The sequence below is a fragment of the Pseudoalteromonas phenolica genome, from assembly GCF_001444405.1.
GTDB classification, from domain to species: Bacteria; Pseudomonadota; Gammaproteobacteria; order Enterobacterales; family Alteromonadaceae; genus Pseudoalteromonas; species Pseudoalteromonas phenolica.
Window position 1 is genome coordinate 2,977,185 of the sequence record NZ_CP013187.1, and the last position, 24,540, is coordinate 3,001,724.

Here is a 24,540-nt window from a genome sequence, read left to right on the forward strand (position 1 = left end):
ATTGGCCTGACGATAAGGTACCGTATTATCTTGGCTAAAATTATGCGCTCAAAAAATTTAGGTTCTCAAAATCGCGCCTAAATGATTTGCAGATTGGAATAAAACTAAAAAGAACTGAAAGACACAATAATGGCAGGCTTTAAAAAACTTATATTTGTGCAGTTGATCTCTTGGCTTCTGTTTTCACTTGTTGGAATATTTTTCTTTGCGACTAGCTTTGACTCTGCAGTGTCAAAAGCTCAGCAAAGTGCGCAGGTTATGGTGACTCAATATATTAAAGAAAAAACCATGGCTGAGGTCACGCCTCAACATATTCGACAAGCACTCGCGAACGGCAACGTCTTTTCAACCTTCATTGTTAGAGACTTTAATGGTGATACGGTTTTAAATGTGAATACACATAATCCCCTGCCCTTTATTGCTGAAATCATCGAATCTAATATTAATGCCATTCGTCCGCAATTTGCAGTAAATGTGACCAAAGACATCAAAATTGAATTTATTATAAATGCGCAAAGTCAAGCTCAGCTTCTGCAACAAGCCGTTATTATGATGTTTATTATTACAGCTCTACTCGCTTTTATCCCTGTCTTCTATATGAAAGCCATTTACAAACGTTTAAATCGAAACGTAAGTATGACTGTTGCCGATGCGGTAGATATGTATATCACTCAAAATCAAGTTACAGAAAGCATCGAAAATGATTTTAATGCAAGCAAAGTTCAAGCTCTTGGCGCTGAGTTGGCCCCCTCATTTAACCGTTTAGCCCACTTCTTAAAGAGTAAACAAGAAGATATTCAAAGCGCCGCACAAAGTATCAAACAAGAAGCATATAAAGATGTTGTAACTGGTCTAGGCAACCGTAACATGTTCGTGGAATATTACGAGCACCATATTGAATCAAGTAGTAAAAAATCTTTCGGTACCCTTGCCATGATCCGTTGTAGTGAACTACAAGTGATCAACCAAACTCGCGGTTACCAAAAAGGTGACGAGTACATAAAGTCCGTGTCTGAGATTATTACTCATGTTTGTGGTACCTACACTGGCGGGCAAACATTCCGACTAAATAGTTCTGATTTTGCGGTTATTTTGCCAAACATTCCGGCAAAAGAAGCCGAACATTTTGGTGAGACATTACAAGCTAGATTCACTCAATATCAGCAAAACCAAGAACTCAGCTCTGTAGCAAATACGGGGATTGTCCCATACGAAACCGGTAAGCCATTAGGCGAGATATTATCTGTGGTCGATAACGCCATGAGTATGGCCCAGAGTAAACAAGCAAATGCGTGGCATATACAACGTGAGTCTGATCTCATCAATAATGTTGGTGCAGGCTTTGGTAATCAAAACTGGCGTAAGGTGATCCATGATGTGATCGAATCTAAGCGTGTCAGTTTAATGATGCAAAACATTATGCCGATTGGTAAAAATGTTAAAGCCTACGCAGAAATTCAAGCCCGCTTTAAAACTGAAGATAATCAAATGCTGCCAACAGCGTCTTTCTTAGCCATGGCAGAAAAACTTGAGATGGCCATTGAAATTGATAAGTTGATCATAGATACGTCACTCGAACTAATAAAAACCCGTAACTTCACTGAAAAGTTTTTTGGCATCAATGTTACCGCGTCAAGCGCTCACTCAGATCAATTTGTGATCTGGCTAGAACGTCGTTTGTTAAAAGATGCCAACATTGCTTCGAAATTGATTTTTGAAGTGAGCGAGTTTGGTTTACAGCAAAATATTAAAGCCAGCAAACGCTTTATCGATATGGTTCACCGCGTTGGTGCGCGTATCACCGTTGAGCGTTTTGGTGTTGGTTTAACCTCATTTAAGTTCTTCAGAGATTTAAAACCTGATTTCATCAAGATGGATGCAAGTTATACCCGTGGTCTAGAAGAAGATAAAAATAACCAATACTTCATGCGTTTGATGGTTGATCTTGCTCACCGAATTGGTGTGAGTGTGTTTGCTGAAGGGGTCGAAAACCAAGAAGAAAAACACGTAGTCGAAACACTCTGCCTCGACGGTGTTCAGGGTTACTACATAGAGAAACCCAAAGAAATATAGCAGCAAAAACCAGGCCCTTTCAGGGCCTTTTTTGATTTCGCTGCGTATATCCGTAAATCTTTACAAAAATACCCATTTATCAAAACATTTCTGCCGTTTTTGTTGTGATATTCAGCGCCAAACTTGGTAAAATTAACAATCGCTAGGCACTCAATAAAAAGGCGTCAACGTTAGGGGCTATAATGACTGAATATATTCTGTTGCTGATCGGCACAGTATTAGTAAACAATTTCGTGTTAGTACAATTCTTAGGCTTATGTCCTTTCATGGGCGTATCAGGCAAGTTAGACACTGCCGTTGGTATGTCAATGGCCACCACTTTTGTGCTCACGCTAGCCTCAGTAACGAGTTACCTTGTTAACGAGTATATATTGCAACCTCTCGAATTAGAGTTTTTACGCACCATGAGCTTCATACTTGTTATTGCTGTGGTGGTTCAATTTACAGAAATGGTGGTTAAAAAAACCAGCCCTACACTTTATCGTCTACTAGGTATTTTCTTACCGCTTATCACAACTAACTGTGCAGTATTAGGTGTTGCCCTTCTAAACATTAAAAATGAGCATACCTTTATGAGTTCAGCCGTGTTCGGTTTTGGTGCCGCGGTCGGTTTTTCTATGGTGCTGGTTTTATTTGCAGCACTGCGTGAACGTCTTGCTGTTGCTGATGTACCAACCCCGTTCAAAGGTGCGTCAATCGCCATGATCACCGCTGGCTTAATGTCTCTTGCCTTTATGGGCTTTTCTGGATTAGTGAAGTTTTAACCATGACCTTGTTTTATGCACTCATTGCGCTAGGTTCACTGGCGCTGATTTTTGGCCTTATTTTAGGTTATGCCGCGGTAAAATATCGCGTCGAAAGTAGCCCTGTTGTCGACCAAGTCGATGCCATTTTACCGCAAACACAATGTGGCCAATGTGGTTACCCTGGCTGCCGCCCTTATGCTGAAGCCATTGCCAATGGCGACGAAATTAATAAATGTCCACCGGGTGGTGATGCCACCATTAAAAAGTTAGCCGATTTAATGGGCGTTGAGCCTAAACCTTTAGCTGGCGGCGAAGAAGCTGAACCTGTTAAAACTGTGGCATATATTCGTGAAGATGAATGTATCGGCTGTACTAAATGCATTCAAGCTTGTCCGGTTGACGCCATTGTTGGTGCCACAAGACAAATGCATACCGTATTAAAAGATGAATGTACCGGCTGTGATTTATGTGTTGAGCCATGTCCAGTTGATTGTATTGATATGATCCCTGTTGCTGAAACTAAGCAAACATGGAAATGGCAGTTAAACGCCATTAACGTCACTCAGATTGATTAGAGGTTGCCGTGGAATCGTTATTTGAACAAATTGAACGTGGAGCACTGTGGCAATTTCCTGGTGGTATTCACCCACCTGAACAAAAAACATTGTCGAACCAACTCCCAATTCGCCAGTTACCCTTACCTGATAAATTGGTTATTCCGTTAAAGCAGCATATTGGTGCCAACGGTCAACTGCTTGTCCATGTGGGCGATCATGTTTTAAAGGGCCAGGCATTGACAAAACCCGCTGGCAATTGGTCTTTACCTATCCATGCCGCTACTTCAGGCACCATCACCGCCATTGAGCATAGACCATCTGCACACCCTTCAGCTTTGCCAGAGCCGAGCATCGTACTTGAGCCTGATGGTCAAGACACTTGGTGTGCGCTTGAACCACTTGAACAATATGCAGAGGTTTCTAAGCAACAACTGGTCGATAAAATTCATGATGCAGGCATTGCCGGTATGGGTGGCGCAGGCTTTCCAACCTATGTGAAAGCCAGCAGCCAAGCAGAAATTGACTTTTTTGTTGTCAATGGCGTTGAATGTGAACCTTATATCACAGCCGATGACATGTTAATGCGTGAGCATGCTGAGCAAATCGTGCAAGGCATTGAGATCATGCAGCACCTACTCTCTCCAAAATATGTGTTAGTTGGTATTGAAGACAACAAACCTGAAGCCATTGCTGCGATGCAAAAAGCCTCAGCACATAACGATAAAATCTTAGTTCGCTCGGTGCCAACCAAATACCCTTCTGGTGGTGAAAAACAGCTGATTAAAGTACTGACTTCTCGCGAGGTGCCCAGTGCAGGCATTCCTGCAGACATTGGCGTATTAGTGCAAAACGTCGGTACATTATTTGCGATAAGTGACGCTGTGCTTCGTGGCAAACCGCTCATTGAGCGTGTTGTTACGGTAACCGGTAACACCATCAAACAAGCACAAAATGTTTGGGCACTGATGGGCACTGAGATTAAGCATCTACTCGATAGCCAAGGGTTCGAACCAGTTACTGCGCAGCGTGTCATCATGGGTGGGCCAATGATGGGCTTCACCTTACCAACAGTGCGCATTCCTGTAGTCAAAACCACCAACTGTATTTTGGCACCTGACAATCAAGAACTGGCTGAGCCAAACGATGAAAAAGCTTGTATTCGCTGTAGTGCGTGTGCCGATGCTTGCCCGCAAACTTTACTACCACAGCAATTACAATGGTTTGCTAAAGGCAAAGAGTATCAAAAGCTTGAAGAATACAACCTGTTTGATTGTATTGAATGCGGTGCGTGTTCGTACGTGTGCCCGAGTGAAATTCCACTGGTGCAATATTACCGGGTTGCTAAAGCTGAGATCCGAGAACAAAAACTAGAACAAATCAAAGCTGAGCGAGCAAAAGAGCGTTTCGAAGCCCGTAAAGAACGTTTAGAGCGAGAACAAGAAGAACGTCAAAACCGTCATAAACGTTCAGCTAGCCGTTCTACTCAATCAGCGCAAAGTAAAGAAAAAGTGGCTGAAGCACTTGAGCGTGTTAAAAACAAGAAAACACCAGAAAAGTCAGCAGTTGAAGCTGCAATTGCCCGAGCTAAAGCGAAAAAAGCGGCTGATGGTTCACTCGAACCAGATAATAGTGCTGTTGCATTAGAACGCGCTAAGCGTAAAGAGCAAGCTCGCCAATACAAGGCTGAGAAAGCCACTGATGACAGTGCCGATAAGCCTAAAGATAATAAGGCTGCTGTTGCCGCTGCCATTGCGCGTGCGAAAGCGAAAAAGGCCGCACAACAAACCGGTGCTGATGATGTAAAATCAGAACAGCAAACAACTCAGACTGATACATCGACCGATCCGCGTAAAGCCGCTGTTGCTGCCGCCATTGCCCGTGCAAAAGCAAAGAAAGCGGCACAAAACGCAGAACAAGATGAAGCGCCAGCTGAAACTGAAAGCACAGAAGATCCGCGTAAAGCCGCTGTTGCTGCCGCCATTGCCCGTGCAAAAGCCAAAAAGGCAGCTAAAGAAGCTGAGCAAAGCGAAGAGACTGTAGCTGATAGCGAACCGGAAGATCCACGCAAAGCCGCTGTTGCAGCAGCTATCGCTAGAGCAAAAGCGAAAAAGGCAGCTAAAGAGGCTGAACAAAGCGATGAGACTGTAGCTGATAGCGAACCGGAAGATCCACGTAAAGCCGCGGTTGCAGCTGCCATTGCTCGAGCGAAAGCAAAAAAGGCAGCTAAAGAAGCTGAACAAAGCGATGAAACAGTAGCTGATAGTGAGCCAGAAGATCCACGCAAAGCCGCAGTTGCAGCGGCCATTGCACGTGCTAAAGCAAAGAAAGCAGCTAAAGAAGCTGAACAAAGCGATGCAACTGTAGTTGATAGCGAGCCGGAAGATCCACGCAAGGCTGCAGTAGCAGCAGCCATTGCCCGTGCTAAAGCAAAGAAAGCGGCCAAAGAAGCAGAACTAGCGGCTAGCGAAGACAATGTCGAAGCTGATACTCAAACTGAGCAATCAGAACAAAGCAGCGAGCCAGAAGATCCGCGTAAAGCGGCTGTTGCTGCAGCCATCGCCCGAGCTAAAGCGAAAAAGGCTGCAAAAGAAGCTGAACTAGCAGCTAGCGAAGAAAGAGATGAGACGGATACTCAAACTGAGCAAGCAGAACAAAGTAGCGAGCCAGAAGATCCGCGTAAAGCAGCTGTTGCAGCCGCTATTGCACGTGCCAAAGCAAAGAAAGCAGCCAAAGAAGCACAATTAAAGCAAGAATCAGAAGAAGGAAATGAACCGTCATGAAATTAACCATGGCTTCATCGCCCCACAATCATAGCCATAAAGCACTGAATAAATTAATGATGACAGTGATCGCTGCGTGTGTGCCCGGGATCATCGCTCAGTGTTACTTTTTTGGCTCTGCTGTTTTAATTCAAATACTCATCGCACTCATTTCTGTCAGTGCGTTTGAAGCAGCTATCATGAAGATCCGTAATAAAGCTATTTGGCCATCATTAAGTGATGGCTCTGCTTGGCTAACTGGTGTACTGCTGGCAATCAGTATCCCGCCTCTCGCACCTTGGTGGGTCATCGTCATCGGCTGCCTGTTTGCCATTGTGATCGTGAAACAGCTTTATGGTGGTTTAGGCTTTAATTTATTCAACCCGGCAATGGCAGGTTATGTCTTACTGCTTATTTCATTCCCGGTGCAAATGACAGCTTGGTCGCCAGTGTCTGAACTGTTAGTGACACCAGTGAGTTTTATTGATCAACTTGCTTTAATTTTCACGCAAACCACAACGTCAGGTTTAACCCTAGAGCAAGTCAGAGCAGGTATTGATGGTGTTACTATGGCAACACCACTCGATACAGTAAAAACAGCTGTTTCTCAGGGCTATACAGTTACTGAGGCGATGCAAAGCGCCGTGTTTGCCGATTACGCCGGTAAAGGCTGGATGTGGGTTAACCTAGCTTATCTGGCCGGTGGTCTTTTCTTACTTTGGCGCAGCATTATTAACTGGCATATCCCAGTCGCCTTCATTTTTGCATTGGCATTTTGTAGTGCTGTGGGTTACATCATTGCCCCAGGTAGCCATGCAGGCCTTATTTTCCACCTACTCAGTGGTGCAACTATGTTAGGGGCATTCTTCATTGCCACCGATCCGGTTTCTGCTTGTACCACAGATAGAGGCCGATTAATTTTTGGTGCAGCCATTGGCGTACTGGTTTATATCATCCGTACTTACGGCGGCTATCCAGATGCTGTGGCCTTCTCTGTGTTACTCATGAATATGGCAGTGCCATTGATTGATCACTACAGTCGACCGCGCACATTTGGTCATGGAGGTGCACAATGATAGCCAAATCTATGTATAAAAATGGCGCCATATTGTGTGCTTTTGCATTGGCAACCACAGGCAGTGTAGCTGTGGTTCAGAGCCTGACTGAAACACGGATCGCAGAGCAAGAAAAAGCACAACTGATGTCTTTGCTGTCTCAAGTTATTCCAAGTGAGCGTTACGACAACCAACTCTACCTTGACTGCGTAGAAAGTGATGCGCCTGAGCTTGGCCCAGCAGGCCCGCATATTATTTATCGTGCAAGATTAAACGGCGAGCCCGCGGCTTTGCTTGTTCGTCACATCACTCCAAAAGGGTATAGCGGTAATATCGATATCTTAACTGCAGTTACAAAACGTGGCGAAATCACAGGTGTACGTGTTACCCGTCATGAAGAAACACCCGGCCTTGGTGATAAGGTGGAGCTTTCTAGATCTGATTGGATCACCACATTTAATGGCATGCAAATCAATAGCGCAAATGATGCCCGTTTCGCAGTTAAGAAAGATGGTGGCGAGTTTGACCAATTTACTGGCGCGACCATCACGCCTAGAGCAGTGACTGGTTCAGTGGGAGAAGCCGCTTGGTACGCAACAACTCACTTTGATGCTTTATTTGCCAAAGACAACCTGTGCGCAGGAGAAACACAATGAGCGAATATAAAACCCTCATAAAAGATGGCATGTGGGCCAACAACCCAGCCATTGTTCAACTACTTGGTTTATGCCCACTGCTTGCTGTAACCAGCACCATTACCAATGCTATGGGCTTGGGGATCGCAACCCTTCTGGTACTGGTTGGCTCGAATGTCACCGTATCATTGGTACGTAATTTTGTACCAAAAGACATTCGCATTCCTGTATTTGTCATGATCATTGCCGCGTTTGTAACCATCGTACAGTTATTAATGAACGCTTATACCTTCGGCTTATATCAAGCGCTGGGGATCTTCATTCCATTAATCGTAACCAACTGTGCCATTATTGGTCGTGCCGAAGCCTACGCTTCTAAAAATACCCCGCTATTATCTGCATTCGATGGCATCATGATGGGCCTAGGGTTTATGGTGGTGCTGGTGCTACTAGGCGCAATGCGAGAGTTAATTGGCCAAGGTACCTTGTTTGATGGTGCAAACTTACTATTAGGCGATTGGGCGACGGTTCTGCGTATTGAAGTTTTCCAATTTGATAACCAATTCTTAGTGGCCATTTTACCGCCCGGTGCCTTCTTAGGTTTGGGTTTATTAATTGCCGCTAAAAATGTCATTGATGCGCAAATTAAAGCTAAAGCACAACCTACACAAGAAGCTGAAAAAGCACCCAGAGCACGTGTTACTAGCTTAACTTAAACGGGTTACGAACAATGAACAAAACCAAAAGACTTGAGATCTTAACCCGTTTACGTGATGACAATCCAAACCCAGAAACAGAGTTGGATTTCACCACCCCTTTTGAGTTGCTTGTTGCTGTCACCTTGTCAGCACAAGCCACCGATGTGAGTGTGAATAAAGCGACGGCCAAACTATTTCCAAAAGCAAATACCCCACAAGGTATTTTAGATATTGGCTTAGAATCGCTCAGAGATCACATTAAAACCATTGGTTTATATAATTCTAAAGCCAATAACGTCTATAAGATGTGTCAGATCCTCATCGATAAACACGGTGGTGAAGTACCTGAAAACCGTGAAGCATTAGAAGCCCTACCAGGCGTTGGTCGAAAAACTGCAAATGTGGTTTTAAACTGCGCGTTTGGCTGGCCAACCATTGCAGTCGACACCCATATTTATCGCGTTTCAAATCGCACCAAGTTTGCCATGGGTAAAGACGTGGTTGCCGTTGAAGAAAAGCTTGAAAAAGTAGTACCAAAAGAATTTAAAGTCGACGTACACCACTGGCTGATTTTACATGGTCGCTATGTCTGTGTTGCCCGTAAACCAAAGTGCGGCTCATGTATTATTGAAGATTTGTGTGAATTTAAAGAAAAAACAGATTAGATGAGTAGAGCCATGGAGTTTGGCTCTAATCAAGAAAACGTTTTAAAGGCGCACATGACTTTTAATGATAAGTTCTATGTATATCCCCTGAGCGATTTGCCTTATCACTTATCATTACTCGACCTTGCTTCACATCATAACTTGAAAAGGCATTTACCTTCATTTTTGTTAAGCTTTTCTCAGTATTAATAGACACTTTATGTAAGTATTCACTCTCACCTTCTGCATTCATATAATAAAGGTGTTGGTTATCTATTTTGGCCCAGTAGAACTCATTAGGTAAAGTCAAAGGGGTCGGCTCAATTTGATGGCCATCACTAGCGGTATTTAACCTCACTTGATACAAGCGGTGACTTCCTTGCTCAATGAGGTAAGCATTTCCCATTTGCGTATTATCAGATAAGCCATAAGCCCACTCCCCTTGCGGTAAATCGATGCGCTCTCCTACTAGATTGCGAATATGCAGATTAGGTTTGGCATGTTTAACCGCTGTGATTGCAACCATATTATTTGAAAGCCAATCTACGGCGATCACAGGTACATCACTGGTAAAAATAGCTTTTTCATCTGAAAGAACATCGAGCGGTTGTTGAGACTTCAGCTTATGGAGTGGGAGCGCGAAGACATCGTTGTCGATGACGAGTAAAACTTGTTTATCATCGGGTGAAATCGCCATATTACTCAGGGCATAAGATGACGTAAACTGGGTTAATATTTTTGATTGTGCTCGATGACTGTCTACAAAGTAGATCTGCATTTCACCACTGCGATTTGAAGCAAATAAGTAATCATCACTTTGATGAAACAAGGCTGGGTATGAATCAAACACAGCCGAATTATAGAGCGAACGTGTTTCTTCATCTAATAGTAACCTCAAATTATAGTCATCTGGCTCAGTGCTAAACAGTAGAGAATGCCCATCAGCTATACGGTTTAATCGCTTAGAAAGTCGCTCTGAAACATTAACCACAACTCGACTGTTGTCACCATCAAAGTCACTTTGCATAATCTTCTGCATAGACGAAGACGAATAATAAAAGATTTGCTCAGAGTCATGTGCCCAAATGGCTTCATAAACAGGCCTATCAAATTGCTTGCCAGCTGTGACTTGGTGATTTATCAAGTTGAATGACAACAGTTGAGTTTTATGGTCACTCCCTGTGCTCATAACCAATAGTTTCTCGCCATCTGGTGACACATCTAAGTGGTGATATCCCCACCCTTTTGGTGCAGGTTGATTCAGTAGAGCATGTTCGTTTTTATTAAGGTCATAAGCATATATATGGTTAGGCCAGAAGTTTTCAGGCTGAGCAGTATAATAAATGACGTTTTTCTGGACGTGATAAGCGATGTCTTTGACTCTTTTATCCTGGCAGTTAAATAACATCGTTTCATCAGCGACACTAAAACCCTTACTTTGCTGATAATTCAAGCGGGCTTTATAAACATCACACCGTCCCTTACCTTTATCTAAATAAATTAAGTCACTCCGCGTATCTTGCTCAGTAACAGCAATAATTTCGCTGATAGGATGAGGCAGAGATGCTCGATTTACAGACGCGGTATTTATATTTTTTACCCATAGTTCAACATCATCAGACACATTACGCGTTCTTAAATAAAACAAGTGGTTTTGATCTGGGTGCATACGTGGAGAAAATTCTATCCCCTGCTCTCTCGTTAATGCCATTGAATAAGCAAGCTTGTCATTGTCACTTTGCTCAAACACAAACCAAACAGCAGTAAGTAGAAACAAACCCAGAAAGATAACTAGGCGCTGACGATACAGATTAAAGTTAGCGGCTTCATTACCTTGCCTATCATTAACCGTTGACTCTTCATTAACAGGCGAAGTTTTATACTCAGAAATAGTGCAAATAAATCGGTACCCTCGCTTTGGTACCGTTTGTATATATTTAGGCTGTTTTGGGTCGTCATTAAGGGCTTTGCGCAGATTGCCAACTAATTTATTAATCGCATTATCTGTCACTAAGGTATTAGCCCATACCGTTTCTAGCAGCGTTTGTCTTGAAATTAACTGTTCTGGATGGGTGAGAAAAAACTCTAAAAGCGCAATGAGTTTGGGCTCGATTTCTACTTGCGTGTTTTGTGTTGTGAGCAAACGTTGCTGCTGACTGTCAAAAATAAAATCGCCAAACTTAAGCATAAACAATTGTAATCAATAGATAAAAATTTATATTTCAGCACTTTATCACAGTATCTAACAGGTACAAAAAACAAACGTCCGAACAATCATCGAGCAAAAACTGATTGCATTGCAACGATTTATCCTTTTTTCATCCCTTTTTTTCCTGCAAATTTCATTACTTTCGGCGGTTTTCCTAGCAACTTAAACACAGGTTAATTAGTACAACTAAAGGAATTAAAATGAAGAAAGTTATCGTCTTTATATTTACTCTATGTTTTATATTTAATTTAAGTGCTTATGCATCCGAACGGGGCACCACGATAGAAGATGGGATCTATTCCTCTATTTTATCTGAGCATCGCGGTCTATTAATTCACTTACCCAATGCTTATCACCTAAATAAGTCGCAAACTTACCCAGTTTTATATTTGACGGATGGGTTAAGAAACTTTAAACATGCCGCTGGTACTTTAGATCTACTAACTCAGTCTGATCATGCTAAAGAAATGATCATCGTCGCCATTAAAAATACGCACAGAACACGCGATTTCACGCCAACTTACGATGAAAGCTATAACCAGTGGGGTGTATCTGGCGGGGCTGATAACTTCTTGGACTTTATAGAAAAAGAGCTTATTCCTCATATCAATAAACGCTACCGTAGCAATGGCTTTAAGGTGTTATCAGGCCACTCGCTCGGTGGACTGCTATCAATCTATGCATTACAAACCCGACCTCAGTTATTCCAAGCGCATTTTGCTTTTAGCCCAAGCCTTTGGTGGCACAAAGGGAAAGTGTTAAAACAAGCTCACACTTTTTACAAACAAAAGAAAAATCTAAATAACTATTTATATTTAAACCTCGCTGATGAAACTGGCCATATGTTGAGTTCTTTTGAGCAATATCGTGAATTACTAGGTAATCAAACACGTCTAGGCTTTGATTATGATTTAGAGTTCATAAAAAATGAGAATCACAGTACATCAGCAATGGTGGGACAAAACAGAGCCTATGTTGAGTTGTTTGAACAATTCAAATGCTCTCCTGATTTTGCTGCGCTGGGCTTAACAGGTATTGATGCATGCTATGCTCAACTCTCTACGCAGTATGGGGTCAATTTAAAACCTGATTATCTGGCTTACAGATACGCTGCCGAAAAGGCCATTACAGACAAACGCTACGCCGAAGCCATTGACATATACACACAACTTATCAGTACTTACCCTACTCGCACTGATGCTTATTTCAGACTCGCCTATTTGTATGAAGGTAAAGGAGACAACACCCTGGCTATAAAGACCCTAGACAAGGCGCTCAAAATTAGCTTGAAAGAAAATGTTGAGAACAACAAGATTAAGACTTTCCGAGCCCATATTATGGCAAAGCTGCCAGAACAAACGTGCGAAACAGCAAAAGTTTATGTGGAAAACGGCAAAACAAAATGCGCTTTGTAGATTAGAGGGAGCTTGCTCCCTCTAATTATTTTCTAAGAATGATTTACGATATACCGAGGGGCTTTGGCCAACTATTTTTTTAAAAGCCGTATTGAATGTCGACTTAGAATTAAAGCCGACTTCGAAGGCTATAATTGTGACTTGCTTTGTGGTTTCGGTCAGCGCCGTTTTTGCAGCTTCAATCCTGAAACCATTCACAAACTGAAAGAAATTTGTATTTAAATGCTGTGAGAAAGTTTCTGATATATGATTTTCAGACTCGCGTATTTCTTCTGATAAACGTTTTAAAGAAAGTGACTCATCTAAAAATAGCTGTTCACTTTGCATAGCATGCCTGAGCTTATTCGCAATACTTTGCATTTTATCCTCACTCAACAAAGCCGTCCGTGTGCCTTGTGTTTTAGGTACGCCTTTGTCGACATGACTGAGTACTTTTTGGCTTAACGCTTTTTGTATAAATATGGCTAAAGCAACGACCTCTAAAGCTGGCAGCAATCTACCTGTGCCAAACCAACGCCAACCTAATGCATTAAGCGTAAATTCTATCGCAAACATGCACCATACTGCTCCCCAAATCACCAGTATAGGTTTAAACCAATCTACAGAACGCTGTTCAATGTCAGAAAAACGCTCCATAAGTTGCTGGTTATGGGCTCTATGAAGCTGAAAAGCCAGCAATAAAAAATACGCAGTGTAAATGATAAACAGAGTCGTCACGATCGAGCAGGTTAATATTGAAATTCGCCATAACTCAGGGTCTCGTGTGGCTGGGTTTGCCAAAGCGAGCTTTTCAGCAGGCGTAATCATGAATAAGAATGGCAGCATAACGATGACTACGAGTGCAGGGCCCGATAAAGCCATCAGCCAATACTTTTTATCTATTTTCTTATCAGCAGACATTGTCGCGTGAGCGTAAAAGAACAGCGCTGGGCCCATTAAGATTCTAAAGGGAAACTGTAACCCTGCTAATTCAGGGGCGTACACATAGGCACCCGAATAAATAAACAGCTCACCGGCTAAGTGGATAACAAGGAGTAGAAGTAAGCCTTTTAAAAATAAATTTTGCCTTTCTTTGCCACGATTAAACAAGTCTAATAAGGCAATAAAAGCCATCCCTATCATGCAAGAGTACAAAACTGTCGGAAATACATTAACCATTCACGTATTCAATAAATTATTAAAATAAGCGACCTAACTATATATCTAACTCTTCTTACAGTCCAACACCTATCCACCTGATACTATTGCTAATTTTATTTTACATCTCGAAACTTTTATATCTTTTTTAAGTAAAAATAACCCGTTATCAAACTATTTTTCACTCAAAAAGAATGCATTAATTTCTATTATTTCGTTCAAATAGGCCCATCAAGGCGCACAACTTTTACTTTTTCGGCAATCTTGTTCGCATCAAAAATAACTAATTAAAGCGACCTATGAAAATCTTTGAATGGCATGAAAAAAGACAGCACTTATTATCTTTGTTATGGATATTTATCACCGTCAATTACATTTACTGTGATGTTTTTACTCTACATCTTGCACCTTACTTGGAAGCTTTTTTAGCTGGGCAAGTTGGCAGTATAAGCATCACAGAAGAGTTCTTATTGATATTTGCCTTCATTATGCAAATTCCCATGATCATGATTGTACTATCAAGGGTGCTGGCTTTTCCGTTAAATAAATACGCTAACCTTATTGCCGGAATAATTACAACATCAATACAAGCTTTTACCGTCACCATGGGTGGCAGTCTTCACTACCTATTTTTTAGTTTCTTTGAGATATGCACCGGAATTTTCATTATCTATCTCGCTGCAACTTGGAAGAAAAACGAACTTGCCTCTTTAAAAAGGAACGCAGAATGAATACACAACATAAAAATCAGCAATTTTACGCCCGAGTAGCAGGCCTTTCCTACATTATTTTCACCCTTGCCGGCATTTTAGATAATTTTATTTTAAGCTCGACGCTCGCTTCTAGTGAACAATTCTTAAGTCATGGCGTGTTTGCCAACGAGCAACATTTTCGCTGGGGTGTACTCGCAGAAATAGTGATGTTTACAGCGGTAACAACCGCATCAATGGGTTTTTACCTTGCTTTAAAACCCATCAATAAACCACTTATGCAAACTGCGCTTTGTTTTCGGTTAGTTGAAATTATTATAGGTAGTTTTGTCGTCACTGTGAGTATGTCTATGTTGGCTCTGTCTAATAAAACTTATTTACTGAATGTATTCGACGCTGAACAAATACGTCATATCATCGTCATTGCTTCAAGCTTTAGACAGCCTGCTAGTGAATATAGCTGGATATTTATGGGCGTGGCCGGGATCATGACCTTCTATCTATTTTTTAAAACCAATTACATCCCAAAAGCTTGGTCAGTGTGGGGCATGTTCACTTACAGCAGTTTAATCATTTACCCTGTTGCCAAGCTATTGATTGCCGATTTGCCAAGAGAAGCCATGTTTGTGATGTTTCCAGGTGCATTATTTGAATTAGGTGTTGGCTGTTGGTTACTTATAAAAGGATTAGACTTTTCAGCCTATAAACATGAGCTACCATTCAAAACTGAGTTATCAATTTCTGCAGAGGCATAAATAGAGGAATACAAGAAGAGGCTGATTTAAACTTGCTCAGCCTCTCCATTAAGGTGAGTTATCGTATAAATTTATTAATAAACTGATCAACCAATGCAGACTGTGCATTGAGTGACTCTTGTGTCTTTGACATGGTTGAGATTGTTCTATCAGAGCTTTGCATAGAGTCATTCGCAAGTTGCGAGATATGTACTGCATTGTTATTTAGCTCATTAGATACACCTGACATTTCTTCAGTTGCCGTAGCTATTTGATAGTTTAAACCTGAAATATCGTTCACTATAGCATTAATGCTCTCTAAACTAGCCTGTGTGCCCTCGGCTTGAGATACACATTCGGTTGATTTATTTACACCATTTTGAATAGCTTGAACTGCTTGCTCAGCTCGGCTTCGTAAATTTGCAATAATGGTATCGATCTCTTTAGTCGAATCTTGAGTTCGCTGTGCAAGTGCTCTTACTTCATCTGCTACAACAGCAAACCCCCTTCCTTGTTCACCTGCACGTGCCGCTTCAATCGCAGCATTAAGTGCCAGTAAGTTCGTTTGCTCTGAGATCCCTCTAATCACATCAACCACACTGCCTATATTAACCGTCTGGGCATTTAACTCTTCTATGTCTGTTTGTGTTTGTGATAACTCTTCTGCCAATGCATAGTTGTTTTGCATATTTTCATTAACGGCTTTATTACCAATTTTCACCGACTCTAAAGCAGCTTCAGAGCGCTCAGCAGCGTTAGTGGTGTTGCTTGCAACTTCTGATATTGTCGCTGTCATTTCATTTATGGCAGTTGCAAGTGCATCTGTCTGCGCTTGCTGGCTATTTAGTAACTCTGCACTGCGATTACATTCGCTCACTGTATCATTAGCCTGCTCAGTAACCGTTGCACTGGCATCTTTTACTCGCCCTAATACAGCCCTTAGTTCAGACTCTCTAGCTAAAAGTGCTAACTCAATTGCTGCAATATCATTTACCTTTCCTAAATAAATTTTTTGCATTAATGGGTTATCATAAACTTCTTTCGCTTTCTCACTGAGTCTTCTAATTGGGGCCAATTGCTTATGTGTAAAAGCCAAAATAGCGATTAAAAGTACTGTTTCCGAAATATAGCTCCAAGGTGCAGGTAAGGAAGTAAGGAACATAGTCAACAGATAAAAAGCGACTATTATTGCCATGATTTGCGTTGGTAAAGACCATGATGGAGTTAATATTTTTTCAGCTGCACTGCCTGAGTTAAGCTTTTGATAAATTTTCTCTGCACGATTAACTACGGATCTGTCTGGTTTAGTTCGCACCGATTGATACTCAACGGTTTTACCTGAAGCATCTTTTATTGGCGTAACAAAAGCATTCACCCAATAGTGATCACCATTCTTACAGCGGTTCTTCACCATTCCCATCCAAGATTGCCCACTACCAATATAATCCCAAAGATTTTTAAAAGCAGCTTTTGGCATGCTCGGGTGGCGAACAATATTATGCGGTTTATTTTCTAGTTCGTGTAGCTCAAATCCCGCGACTTCGCAAAATTGCTTATTCGCATATTTAATTTGGCCGTTGGTGTTAGTTGTAGATAACAGGTTGTAATGATTGGGATAATCATACTCTCTGTTTGTCACTTGGTTTCTGCCTTTGGTCATCGTCGTTCACACTTATTAAAAAAGATATGATAATTTTTTATTAGAAATTGAGGAAAGCTTTTTCGTTATCAAAATTTGATCGAGATCAATTGAGAATACCGAACTAATAAAATATAGACGTTTTAGATATTTAATGAAAATAAAAAAATAAGATTCTGAATAGAGTTTTTTTATTAAAGGAGGAAAAGAAAGTCAGGATCAGAATGAAGTGGCGTCCCCTAGGGGATTCGAACCCCTGTTACCGCCGTGAAAGGGCGGTGTCCTAGGCCTCTAGACGAAGGGGACGCAGTATCATATAGATAATGTGTCACTAGGACTGGTTATTTAAGCTCTTACCATGCGAGCAAATATCTTGAGCACTTTTAGTAAAGTGGCGTCCCCTAGGGGATTCGAACCCCTGTTACCGCCGTGAAAGGGCGGTGTCCTAGGCCTCTAGACGAAGGGGACGCAGTATCATGTAGATAATGTGTCACTAGGACTGGTTATTTAGGCTCTTACCATACGAGCATATATCTTGAGCACTTTTAGTAAAGTGGCGTCCCCTAGGGGATTCGAACCCCTGTTACCGCCGTGAAAGGGCGGTGTCCTAGGCCTCTAGACGAAGGGGACGCAGTATCATGTAGATAATGTGTCACTAGGACTGGTTATTTAGGCTCTTACCATACGAGCATATATCTTGAGCACTTTTAGTAAAGTGGCGTCCCCTAGGGGATTCGAACCCCTGTTACCGCCGTGAAAGGGCGGTGTCCTAGGCCTCTAGACGAAGGGGACGCAGTATCATGTAGATAATGTGTCACTAGGACTGGTTATTTAGGCTCTTACCATATGAGCATATATCTTGAGCACTTTTAGTAAAGTGGCGTCCCCTAGGGGATTCGAACCCCTGTTACCGCCGTGAAAGGGCGGTGTCCTAGGCCTCTAGACGAAGGGGACGCAATATCATGTAGATAATGTGTCACTAGGACTGGTTATTTAGGCTCTTACCATATGAGCATATATCTTGAGCACTTTTAGTAAAGTGGCGTCCCCTAGGGGATTCGAACCCCTGTTACCGCCGTGAAAGGGCGGTGTCCTAGGCCTCTAGACGAAGGGGACGCAGTATCATGTAGATAATGTGTCACTAGGACTGGTTATTTAAACTCTTACCATACGAGTATTTCATAATTTCCCTACTCCATTCGAAGAAGTAGCGAAATTGGCGTCCCCTAGGGGATTCGAACCCCTGTTACCGCCGTGAAAGGGCGGTGTCCTAGGCCTCTAGACGAAGGGGACACAAAACTGTGTTCTCTAGGACAATTGCACTTAGAAGATTGGTGGAGCTATGCGGGATCGAACCGCAGACCTCCTCGCTGCCAGCGAGGCGCTCTCCCAGCTGAGCTATAGCCCCTTACCTTGGGCTTATCTAACCTTTCAGTTAGTCACCTGTATCGCTGAGTGCGGGGCGCATTCTATGCACCCGAAAAATTAAAGTCAACAATTTTTCCTTAACTTTTTACTATTCGCTTTAAAAAACAGCAAACAGGCGCATATATAACCACAACAAGCGTTTTGAGGCAACTAAACCCTCACTATATCATCACCCTACCCCTCAAATTGTTCTGTTTTATTCCCTACCGCACTTAGATATCAGCTAGCGTTATGAAGTTTACTAATTTAGCTTTCTATTCCGACTTATAGAAAGAGCATCTATCATTAGTTTTAAGAAAAGCTTAAAGACCATAAACTTTTTAATTTACCAACTAAAATAGCCCAGCATTTAATTCATAATATTGGACACTTTAGTTCTGATTTATTTTTCAATGAGTCAGTTTTCTTAGCTTTTTAAGATTTTTTAGCATGAAAATGCGCTTGCTATATAATGAAGAGCAATTGCAATTTGATGATAAAACCCGCAGACAGATCAAAATTGTAAATTCAGCTATTGACTCTGTTGCAAGTCTCCCTATAATACCGCTCCACAACGACGCGGTAACGTGTTGTTTTTAGATATGGGTCGTTAGCTCAGTTGGGAGAGCATCGCCCTTACAAGGCGAGGGTCACTGGTTCAAGTCCAGTACGACCCACCACATATCTAAATTTATCTATAATGGGTCGTTAGCTCAGTTGGGAGAGCATCGCCCTTACAAGGCGAGGGTCACTGGTTCAAGTCCAGTACGACCCACCATTATAGAACTGTAATATGGGTCGTTAGCTCAGTTGGGAGAGCATCGCCCTTACAAGGCGAGGGTCACTGGTTCAAGTCCAGTACGACCCACCATATTACACACCATTTTCTAAATGGGTCGTTAGCTCAGTTGGGAGAGCATCGCCCTTACAAGGCGAGGGTCACTGGTTCAAGTCCAGTACGACCCACCATTTAGAAACACTTTGCGGGTTGTTAGCTCAGTTGGGAGAGCATCGCCCTTACAAGGCGAGGGTCACTGGTTCAAGTCCAGTACAACCCACCACTCTTTTGGTTTGCAAAGTACATTGATATGGGTCGTTAGCTCAGTTGGGAGAGCATCGCCCTTACAAGGCGAGGGTCACTGGTTCAAGTCCAGTACGACCCACCATATCAAGCTCAATTATTATGTGGGTCGTTAGCTCAGTTGGGAGAGCATCGCCCTTACAAGGCGAGGGTCACTGGTTCAAGTCCAGTACGACCCACCACATAATCCAATCTTAAATTCTTAATCTTACTCTGTTTTATCTCCAAACTATTTAAAAAAGCCCATTAAAGGTCTAGACTGTCATTAGCCCTAAACGTTACTAATTAATTCAATGAGCTTAAACAACTTTAGCAATATCAAGCTGTTAATTGTAGAAGAACAGCCTCTCGCTCTGAGCCACCTCAGGCGCTCATTAGAGCAGCTACAGTTTAAGCATATTTATATTGCAGAGCATGCCGTTGCAGCAATTGAACTATGTGCTAATGAAAAGTTTGATTTAATTATTTGCTCATTTGATTTAACTAAACGACAAAACGGTTATCAACTTTATGAAGAGCTGAAAAGTAAATTTCTAATTAAGAACACTACGGCTTTTATTTTTGTCTCAGCAGAGACCAGCGGGGAACTGGTTCATAGCGTACTTGAGCTTCAACCCGATGATTTTTTAGTTAAACCATTTTCAATAAAAGAATTAAAAACTCGGCTTACCCGCGTATTAAAGCGAAAGTCTGCGCTCAAACAAATTTTTACCCTTATTGACGATGGTAATGACTCAAAAGCTGTCAAGTTTATCGATAAAGAGCTCGATAATAACGACAATACTTACAGCCCGATCATGCTCAAGCTTAAAGGTGAAGCGCTACTTAGGTTAAAAAGGGTTGATGAGGCTAAAACATTTTACAAATCAGCACTCTCTTTACAAAAATTCGCTTGGGCCAAGATTGGTTTAGTCGAAGCATTAATAGCTAATAAAGAACATGTGCTTGCACAACGCATGCTAAAGACCATGTTGGAGCGCTCTGAAACTCGGCTAGTCGCGCTTGATTTACTTGGTCGTCTGGAGATGCAGTTAAACCAATTTGAGAACGCGCAAGCTTTTTTACAACAAGCTTCAGAGATGGCACCTCGAAATATTGAAAGACAAAAAAGCCTAGGAAGAGTTGCATCAATTAATCATGATTATGAATCAAGCTATAATGCCCATAAAGATATTGCTCAGTATGCTAAACATTCTATTCATGATAGCCCAGAAATTTATTTAAACGCAGCGAGAGCGGGGATTGATTTCGCCCTTGCCACAGATCAAACAGAGCAAATTAATCGTATTACACGACAAACGCAAAAATACTTAGGCGATTTAAAAAAGCAGTTCCCAAATGCTGACAATCAAACCCAGCTAGATGTTTTAAACGCGCGTATTCATTATTTAAAAGATGAGCATCAAAAAGCTCGTCAATTAATTAACCAATTAGATGATGAACCAACAATACGCTCCATTGATGCTGCACTCGATAAAGCCAAGGCTTGTCACGAGCTAGGGATGCAGCACAAAGCTCAGGATTTATTCACTCAGATTATTCAACACTGCGAGCGCCATAAAGGGATTAGCGACCCCACTACCCTGCATTATATACATCAACAAAAAACTGAAAAACAAGATATTAGCATGGGGCCAAAAGAGCTTAACAACCATGCTGTAACTCAATTCAATCGAGGTAGAATTGATGTTGCACTTGAGGCATTTACTCAAGCGTTTAGAGTCATGCCAAAAAATGCCAGCATCGCCCTTAATTTGGCGCAATGCTTATTAGATAAGAATCATCAGAAAGAAAATACCATCAACACTCCTTTACTTAATAAGTGCTTTGCACTTTTAAATAATGTTGAGTTAGATGCAGATCAGAGAGAACGTTTAAACAAACTGAAAGTCACCTGCGATGAGCTGGGACTTTCGGTAGAATGATTGTTTAAGGTTACGCTTTTGTCATCGATAACGCATTTACGCAATAACGCAAACCCGTCGGTGGTGGTCCATCAGGAAATACATGACCTAAATGTGCATCGCACACATTACAAACAATCTCGACTCGCTGCATACCATGGCTGTTATCGCCAATATACGCTATCGATTCTAAATAGGCCGGCTTTGTAAATGACGGCCAACCTGTACCACTGTTAAACTTTTCGTCCCCTGAAAACAATAAATTATTGCAACAGGCACAGTGATAGTCTCCGGCTTCAAATACAGTGCAACTGCCACTGCTAAAGGGCCTTTCGGTGCCTTTGTTACGGGTAATATAGAAGACTTCTGGGTCTAGCTCTTGCTGCCACTGTTCAGCTGTTTTCTCAACTCGATTTTTCGGCTCTGGATTACCAGCGTTCGCGTACTTTAAAACATCTTGCCAGGTCAGCATAATTTACCCCTTGTTATCTTGTTTTTCAGGCTCAGGCCAATCATTAAAAAAGTAGCTTAAATAGCGACTTTTCAGCAAATACAATATCACCCACAACAAGAGCACCATTTGTACTGCTAAAAACATCGAAAATTGGTAATACGCCTGTGACGCTTGATAGATCAACCAAGTTAAGTCTAAGCATGCACAAAGCAATAACGGCCAACGCATATGTCGCCAGATTTTGGCTAATTTTTGAGAGCTGCTTGGTCGGCGAAGTGAATATATTACAGTCGGCACAATGGCGATGGCCCCAATGCCTAACGCCGTAAAGAAGTGGAATTTTGAAACAAAAAACAGCGACATAAAATCGATATCGGGGCGCCTTGCCAATGCAGAGAAAGTCCATAAAAAATAAGCACGCAGCAACACCACCAGCGTCAAGTTGAATGCCAAAGGTGTACGATACACGCCATATTTATCCCAATACTCTGGGCCATAATGTTTCATAAATGTCCTACCCCTCTATGCAGAGGAACTACTACAAAAACGCGGTCGTTTTAGACCGCGTTTCTTACAAATGTATTTTCTACAAATTACAGCTCAGCATTACTCATGTTCAGCGAACAAAGCGATTAAGGCATCTTCATCGAGTATTTCAATACCTAAATCTTGGGCTTTGGTTAGCTTAGAACCCGCTTTTTCACCTGCAACAAGCGCATGGGTGTTTTTAGAGACACTGCCTGCCACTTTTGCGCCGAGTGCTTGCAAACGCGCTTTCGCATCGTTACGATTTAGCTGGCTCAATGTACCGGTTAAAACATACGTTAACCCAGCAAGCGGCTGTGCATCCGCAGACTTCTGTTCTATTTGCGGCCAATTGATACCAATTTCAAGTAGCGCGTTCACAACAGCTTGGTTGTGCGGCTCATTAAAGAAAGCATGAATGTGTTTGGCAACCACAACGCCCACATCACTGACCGTTTGTAAGTCATCCGTACTGGCTGCCATTACCTTTTCTAAAGTTAAATAGTGGTTTGCCAAATTCTGTGCTGTCGCTTCGCCCACTTCACGAATACCCAAAGCATATAAGAACTTTGCCAAAGTGGTTTGCTTTGCTGCTTCTAAGGCGTTAACTAGGTTCAATGCCGATTTTGGTCCCATACGCTCAAGTGACTCAAAATGGCCTTGCTTCAAAGTAAACAAATCCGCAGGTGTTTCAATCAACTCTCTATCAACAAGCTGATCAACAATCTTATCGCCTAGCCCATCAATATCGAATGCTTTACGTGATGCAAAATGCTTAATCGCCTGCTGACGTTGCGCTTGGCACACTAAGCCACCTGTGCAACGGGCCACAGCTTCACCTTCAACTCGCTCGACGTGTGAGTCACATACAGGACAATTTTCAGGGAAAACGATGTCTTTGGCATCATCAGGGCGACGATCTAACACCACTTGTGTTACTTGAGGTATTACGTCGCCTGCGCGGCGTATAATGACGGTATCACCGACTTTTACGCCTAGGCGCTCTATTTCATCGCGATTATGAAGCGTTGCGTTTGACACGGTTACGCCACCAACGAAAACTGGCTCTAAACGAGCTACAGGCGTAATTGCGCCAGTACGCCCTACTTGGAATTCGACATCAAGCAGTTGAGTGATTTCTTCTTGCGCAGGAAACTTAAAAGCAATGGCCCATCGCGGCGCTCGTGCTACAAAGCCAAGCTGTTGTTGGTAATCTTTGCGGTTTACTTTGATCACCACGCCATCGATTTCATAAGCGAGACTAGCACGACGTTCAAGAATGTCTTGATAATACGCCATCACTTCTGTGGTGCCTGTCACTAAGCGGGTCTCTGGGCACATTGGAAAGCCCCAATCTTTGAGCTTACTGAGTTGTTCAAAATGCGCATCAGGCAACTCTACCCCCTCTACAACACCGGTTGAATAGGCATAAAACATCAATGGGCGTTTGGCGGTAATTTTAGAATCTAGTTGACGTAGACTACCTGCAGCCGCATTACGCGGGTTCGCAAAGGTTTTTTCACCCTTAGCAAACGCCGTTTCATTTAACTTTTCGAAACCCGCTGTATCCATAAATACTTCACCGCGCACTTCAAGCTCTGCCGGAATATCATCACCACGTAAACGCAGCGGCACATTACGAATGGTTTTAACGTTCTCTGTGATGTTTTCACCGACTTGACCATCACCCCGTGTAGCCGCCTGTACTAGCACGCCATCTTTATATAATATCGATACCGCTAGACCATCGAGTTTTGGCTCACAACAAAAATCCAGTGACTCGCTCACTAACAAGCGCTCTTGAATACGACGATTAAATGCAGTGAACTCTGCTTCATCAAAGGCATTATCAAGAGACAGCATAGGCACTTTATGGGTTACTTGTGAGAACTTACTCAACGCTTCCCCACCGACTTTTTGTGATGGAGAATCAGGTGAAAGTAATTCAGGGTTTGCTTGCTCTAGCGCCATTAATTCACGCATTACCCTATCGTATTCTGCGTCTGGCACGCTTGGGTTATCTAATACGTAATACTGGTAGTTATATTCTTCTAATTGCTGTTTTAATGCATCAATTTGCTTAACAACTGACTCTGACATCTCGACCTCTAAAAACAAAAAGCCACCAAACATCAGTTTGGTGGCCTAAAAAACCATA

18 protein-coding genes and 15 tRNA genes are annotated in these 24,540 nt (G+C 42.2%); 19 read left to right on the forward strand and 14 right to left on the reverse strand.

Going from position 1 to position 24,540, the window contains the following annotated elements:
• Positions 1–129 precede the first annotated feature (129 nt).
• From PP2015_RS13175 to nth, 8 genes are all read left to right on the forward strand, one after another.
• Positions 130–2,073 carry an EAL domain-containing protein gene (locus PP2015_RS13175; protein ID WP_058030770.1) on the forward strand — a complete coding sequence of 648 codons (1,944 nt, stop codon included), beginning with the start codon at positions 130–132 and terminating at the stop codon, positions 2,071–2,073.
• A 182-nt stretch (positions 2,074–2,255) separates the two neighbouring features.
• Positions 2,256–2,837, forward strand: coding sequence for an electron transport complex subunit RsxA (gene rsxA / locus PP2015_RS13180; RefSeq protein ID WP_058030771.1), 582 nt, complete (start codon positions 2,256–2,258; stop codon positions 2,835–2,837).
• A gap of 2 nt (positions 2,838–2,839) precedes the next feature.
• Positions 2,840–3,394 (forward strand): electron transport complex subunit RsxB, encoded by a 555-nt coding sequence (gene rsxB / locus PP2015_RS13185; protein WP_058030772.1) that lies wholly within the window; start codon positions 2,840–2,842, stop codon positions 3,392–3,394.
• An 8-nt stretch (positions 3,395–3,402) separates the two neighbouring features.
• Positions 3,403–6,156 (forward strand): electron transport complex subunit RsxC, encoded by a 2,754-nt coding sequence (gene rsxC / locus PP2015_RS13190; protein ID WP_058030773.1) that lies wholly within the window; start codon positions 3,403–3,405, stop codon positions 6,154–6,156.
• Entirely contained in the window at positions 6,153–7,211 is a 1,059-nt protein-coding gene (gene rsxD / locus PP2015_RS13195) for an electron transport complex subunit RsxD (protein ID WP_058030774.1), read from the forward strand. Before rsxC ends, rsxD begins: the two co-directional genes overlap by 4 nt.
• Positions 7,208–7,846 carry an electron transport complex subunit RsxG gene (rsxG, locus tag PP2015_RS13200; protein ID WP_058030775.1) on the forward strand — a complete coding sequence of 213 codons (639 nt, stop codon included), beginning with the start codon at positions 7,208–7,210 and terminating at the stop codon, positions 7,844–7,846. Before rsxD ends, rsxG begins: the two co-directional genes overlap by 4 nt.
• Entirely contained in the window at positions 7,843–8,541 is a 699-nt protein-coding gene (locus PP2015_RS13205; RefSeq protein WP_058030776.1) for an electron transport complex subunit E, read from the forward strand. The genes rsxG and PP2015_RS13205 overlap by 4 nt, the downstream gene beginning before the upstream one ends.
• Positions 8,542–8,555: 14 nt before the next feature.
• The gene (gene nth, locus PP2015_RS13210) at positions 8,556–9,188 is read left to right on the forward strand and encodes an endonuclease III (RefSeq protein WP_058030777.1); all 633 of its coding nucleotides are present in this window, start codon (positions 8,556–8,558) and stop codon (positions 9,186–9,188) included.
• A 61-nt stretch (positions 9,189–9,249) separates the two neighbouring features.
• Here nth and PP2015_RS13215 read toward each other — a convergent pair whose 3' ends face one another.
• Positions 9,250–11,355 (reverse strand): winged helix-turn-helix domain-containing protein, encoded by a 2,106-nt coding sequence (locus tag PP2015_RS13215; RefSeq protein ID WP_058030778.1) that lies wholly within the window; start codon positions 11,353–11,355, stop codon positions 9,250–9,252.
• 221 nt (positions 11,356–11,576) lie between these two features.
• On the opposite strand from PP2015_RS13215, the gene PP2015_RS13220 reads away from it, so the two are divergent.
• Entirely contained in the window at positions 11,577–12,791 is a 1,215-nt protein-coding gene (locus PP2015_RS13220) for an alpha/beta hydrolase (RefSeq protein ID WP_058030779.1), read from the forward strand.
• 21 nt (positions 12,792–12,812) lie between these two features.
• On the opposite strand, the gene PP2015_RS13225 is transcribed toward PP2015_RS13220, so the two are convergent.
• Positions 12,813–13,949: a helix-turn-helix domain-containing protein gene (locus tag PP2015_RS13225; protein WP_058030780.1), complete on the reverse strand. Its 1,137-nt coding sequence runs from the start codon at positions 13,947–13,949 to the stop codon at positions 12,813–12,815.
• A gap of 278 nt (positions 13,950–14,227) precedes the next feature.
• Here PP2015_RS13225 and PP2015_RS13230 point away from each other — a divergent pair, with 278 nt between their 5' ends.
• Both PP2015_RS13230 and PP2015_RS13235 read left to right on the forward strand, forming a co-directional pair.
• The gene (locus PP2015_RS13230; protein ID WP_206646021.1) at positions 14,228–14,659 is read left to right on the forward strand and encodes a DUF6326 family protein; all 432 of its coding nucleotides are present in this window, start codon (positions 14,228–14,230) and stop codon (positions 14,657–14,659) included.
• Positions 14,656–15,393 carry a DUF4386 domain-containing protein gene (locus tag PP2015_RS13235; RefSeq protein ID WP_058030781.1) on the forward strand — a complete coding sequence of 246 codons (738 nt, stop codon included), beginning with the start codon at positions 14,656–14,658 and terminating at the stop codon, positions 15,391–15,393. Before PP2015_RS13230 ends, PP2015_RS13235 begins: the two co-directional genes overlap by 4 nt.
• Positions 15,394–15,451: 58 nt before the next feature.
• Here PP2015_RS13235 and PP2015_RS13240 read toward each other — a convergent pair whose 3' ends face one another.
• The 9 genes from PP2015_RS13240 to PP2015_RS13280 form a co-directional block, all read right to left on the reverse strand.
• Positions 15,452–17,032, reverse strand: a complete 1,581-nt coding sequence (locus PP2015_RS13240) for a methyl-accepting chemotaxis protein (protein ID WP_058030782.1) — start codon at positions 17,030–17,032, stop codon at positions 15,452–15,454.
• A gap of 209 nt (positions 17,033–17,241) precedes the next feature.
• Positions 17,242–17,317, reverse strand: a tRNA-Glu gene (locus tag PP2015_RS13245).
• An 86-nt stretch (positions 17,318–17,403) separates the two neighbouring features.
• Positions 17,404–17,479 (reverse strand) — tRNA-Glu (locus tag PP2015_RS13250).
• Positions 17,480–17,565: 86 nt separating this feature from the next.
• Positions 17,566–17,641, reverse strand: a tRNA-Glu gene (locus tag PP2015_RS13255).
• Positions 17,642–17,727: 86 nt separating this feature from the next.
• Positions 17,728–17,803: transfer RNA gene (locus tag PP2015_RS13260), tRNA-Glu, on the reverse strand.
• Between the two features lie 86 nt (positions 17,804–17,889).
• Positions 17,890–17,965 (reverse strand) — tRNA-Glu (locus PP2015_RS13265).
• Positions 17,966–18,051: 86 nt separating this feature from the next.
• Positions 18,052–18,127, reverse strand: a tRNA-Glu gene (locus tag PP2015_RS13270).
• A gap of 101 nt (positions 18,128–18,228) precedes the next feature.
• Positions 18,229–18,304, reverse strand: a tRNA-Glu gene (locus PP2015_RS13275).
• A gap of 39 nt (positions 18,305–18,343) precedes the next feature.
• Positions 18,344–18,419, reverse strand: a tRNA-Ala gene (locus tag PP2015_RS13280).
• Between the two features lie 603 nt (positions 18,420–19,022).
• Between PP2015_RS13280 and PP2015_RS13285 the strand changes: the two genes are divergently transcribed.
• The 8 genes from PP2015_RS13285 to PP2015_RS13320 all read left to right on the forward strand — a co-directional run bounded on the left by PP2015_RS13285 (position 19,023) and on the right by PP2015_RS13320 (position 21,424).
• Positions 19,023–19,098: transfer RNA gene (locus PP2015_RS13285), tRNA-Val, on the forward strand.
• 22 nt (positions 19,099–19,120) lie between these two features.
• A tRNA-Val gene (locus PP2015_RS13290) sits at positions 19,121–19,196 on the forward strand.
• 17 nt (positions 19,197–19,213) lie between these two features.
• Positions 19,214–19,289: transfer RNA gene (locus PP2015_RS13295), tRNA-Val, on the forward strand.
• A 22-nt stretch (positions 19,290–19,311) separates the two neighbouring features.
• Positions 19,312–19,387: transfer RNA gene (locus PP2015_RS13300), tRNA-Val, on the forward strand.
• A gap of 16 nt (positions 19,388–19,403) precedes the next feature.
• Positions 19,404–19,479 (forward strand) — tRNA-Val (locus PP2015_RS13305).
• Positions 19,480–19,508: 29 nt separating this feature from the next.
• Positions 19,509–19,584: transfer RNA gene (locus tag PP2015_RS13310), tRNA-Val, on the forward strand.
• A gap of 21 nt (positions 19,585–19,605) precedes the next feature.
• Positions 19,606–19,681: transfer RNA gene (locus PP2015_RS13315), tRNA-Val, on the forward strand.
• Between the two features lie 111 nt (positions 19,682–19,792).
• Positions 19,793–21,424 carry a response regulator gene (locus PP2015_RS13320; RefSeq protein WP_058030783.1) on the forward strand — a complete coding sequence of 544 codons (1,632 nt, stop codon included), beginning with the start codon at positions 19,793–19,795 and terminating at the stop codon, positions 21,422–21,424.
• Positions 21,425–21,434: 10 nt separating this feature from the next.
• Here the strand turns inward: PP2015_RS13320 and msrB are convergent, their stop codons facing one another.
• From msrB to ligA, 3 genes are all read right to left on the reverse strand, one after another.
• On the reverse strand, positions 21,435–21,875 hold the full coding sequence (msrB, locus tag PP2015_RS13325) for a peptide-methionine (R)-S-oxide reductase MsrB (RefSeq protein ID WP_058030784.1): 441 nt from the start codon (positions 21,873–21,875) through the stop codon (positions 21,435–21,437).
• A gap of 3 nt (positions 21,876–21,878) precedes the next feature.
• The gene (locus tag PP2015_RS13330; protein WP_058030785.1) at positions 21,879–22,364 is read right to left on the reverse strand and encodes a DUF2919 domain-containing protein; all 486 of its coding nucleotides are present in this window, start codon (positions 22,362–22,364) and stop codon (positions 21,879–21,881) included.
• A gap of 99 nt (positions 22,365–22,463) precedes the next feature.
• Positions 22,464–24,482: an NAD-dependent DNA ligase LigA gene (gene ligA / locus PP2015_RS13335; protein WP_058031646.1), complete on the reverse strand. Its 2,019-nt coding sequence runs from the start codon at positions 24,480–24,482 to the stop codon at positions 22,464–22,466.
• Between the last annotated feature and the right edge of the window lie 58 nt (positions 24,483–24,540).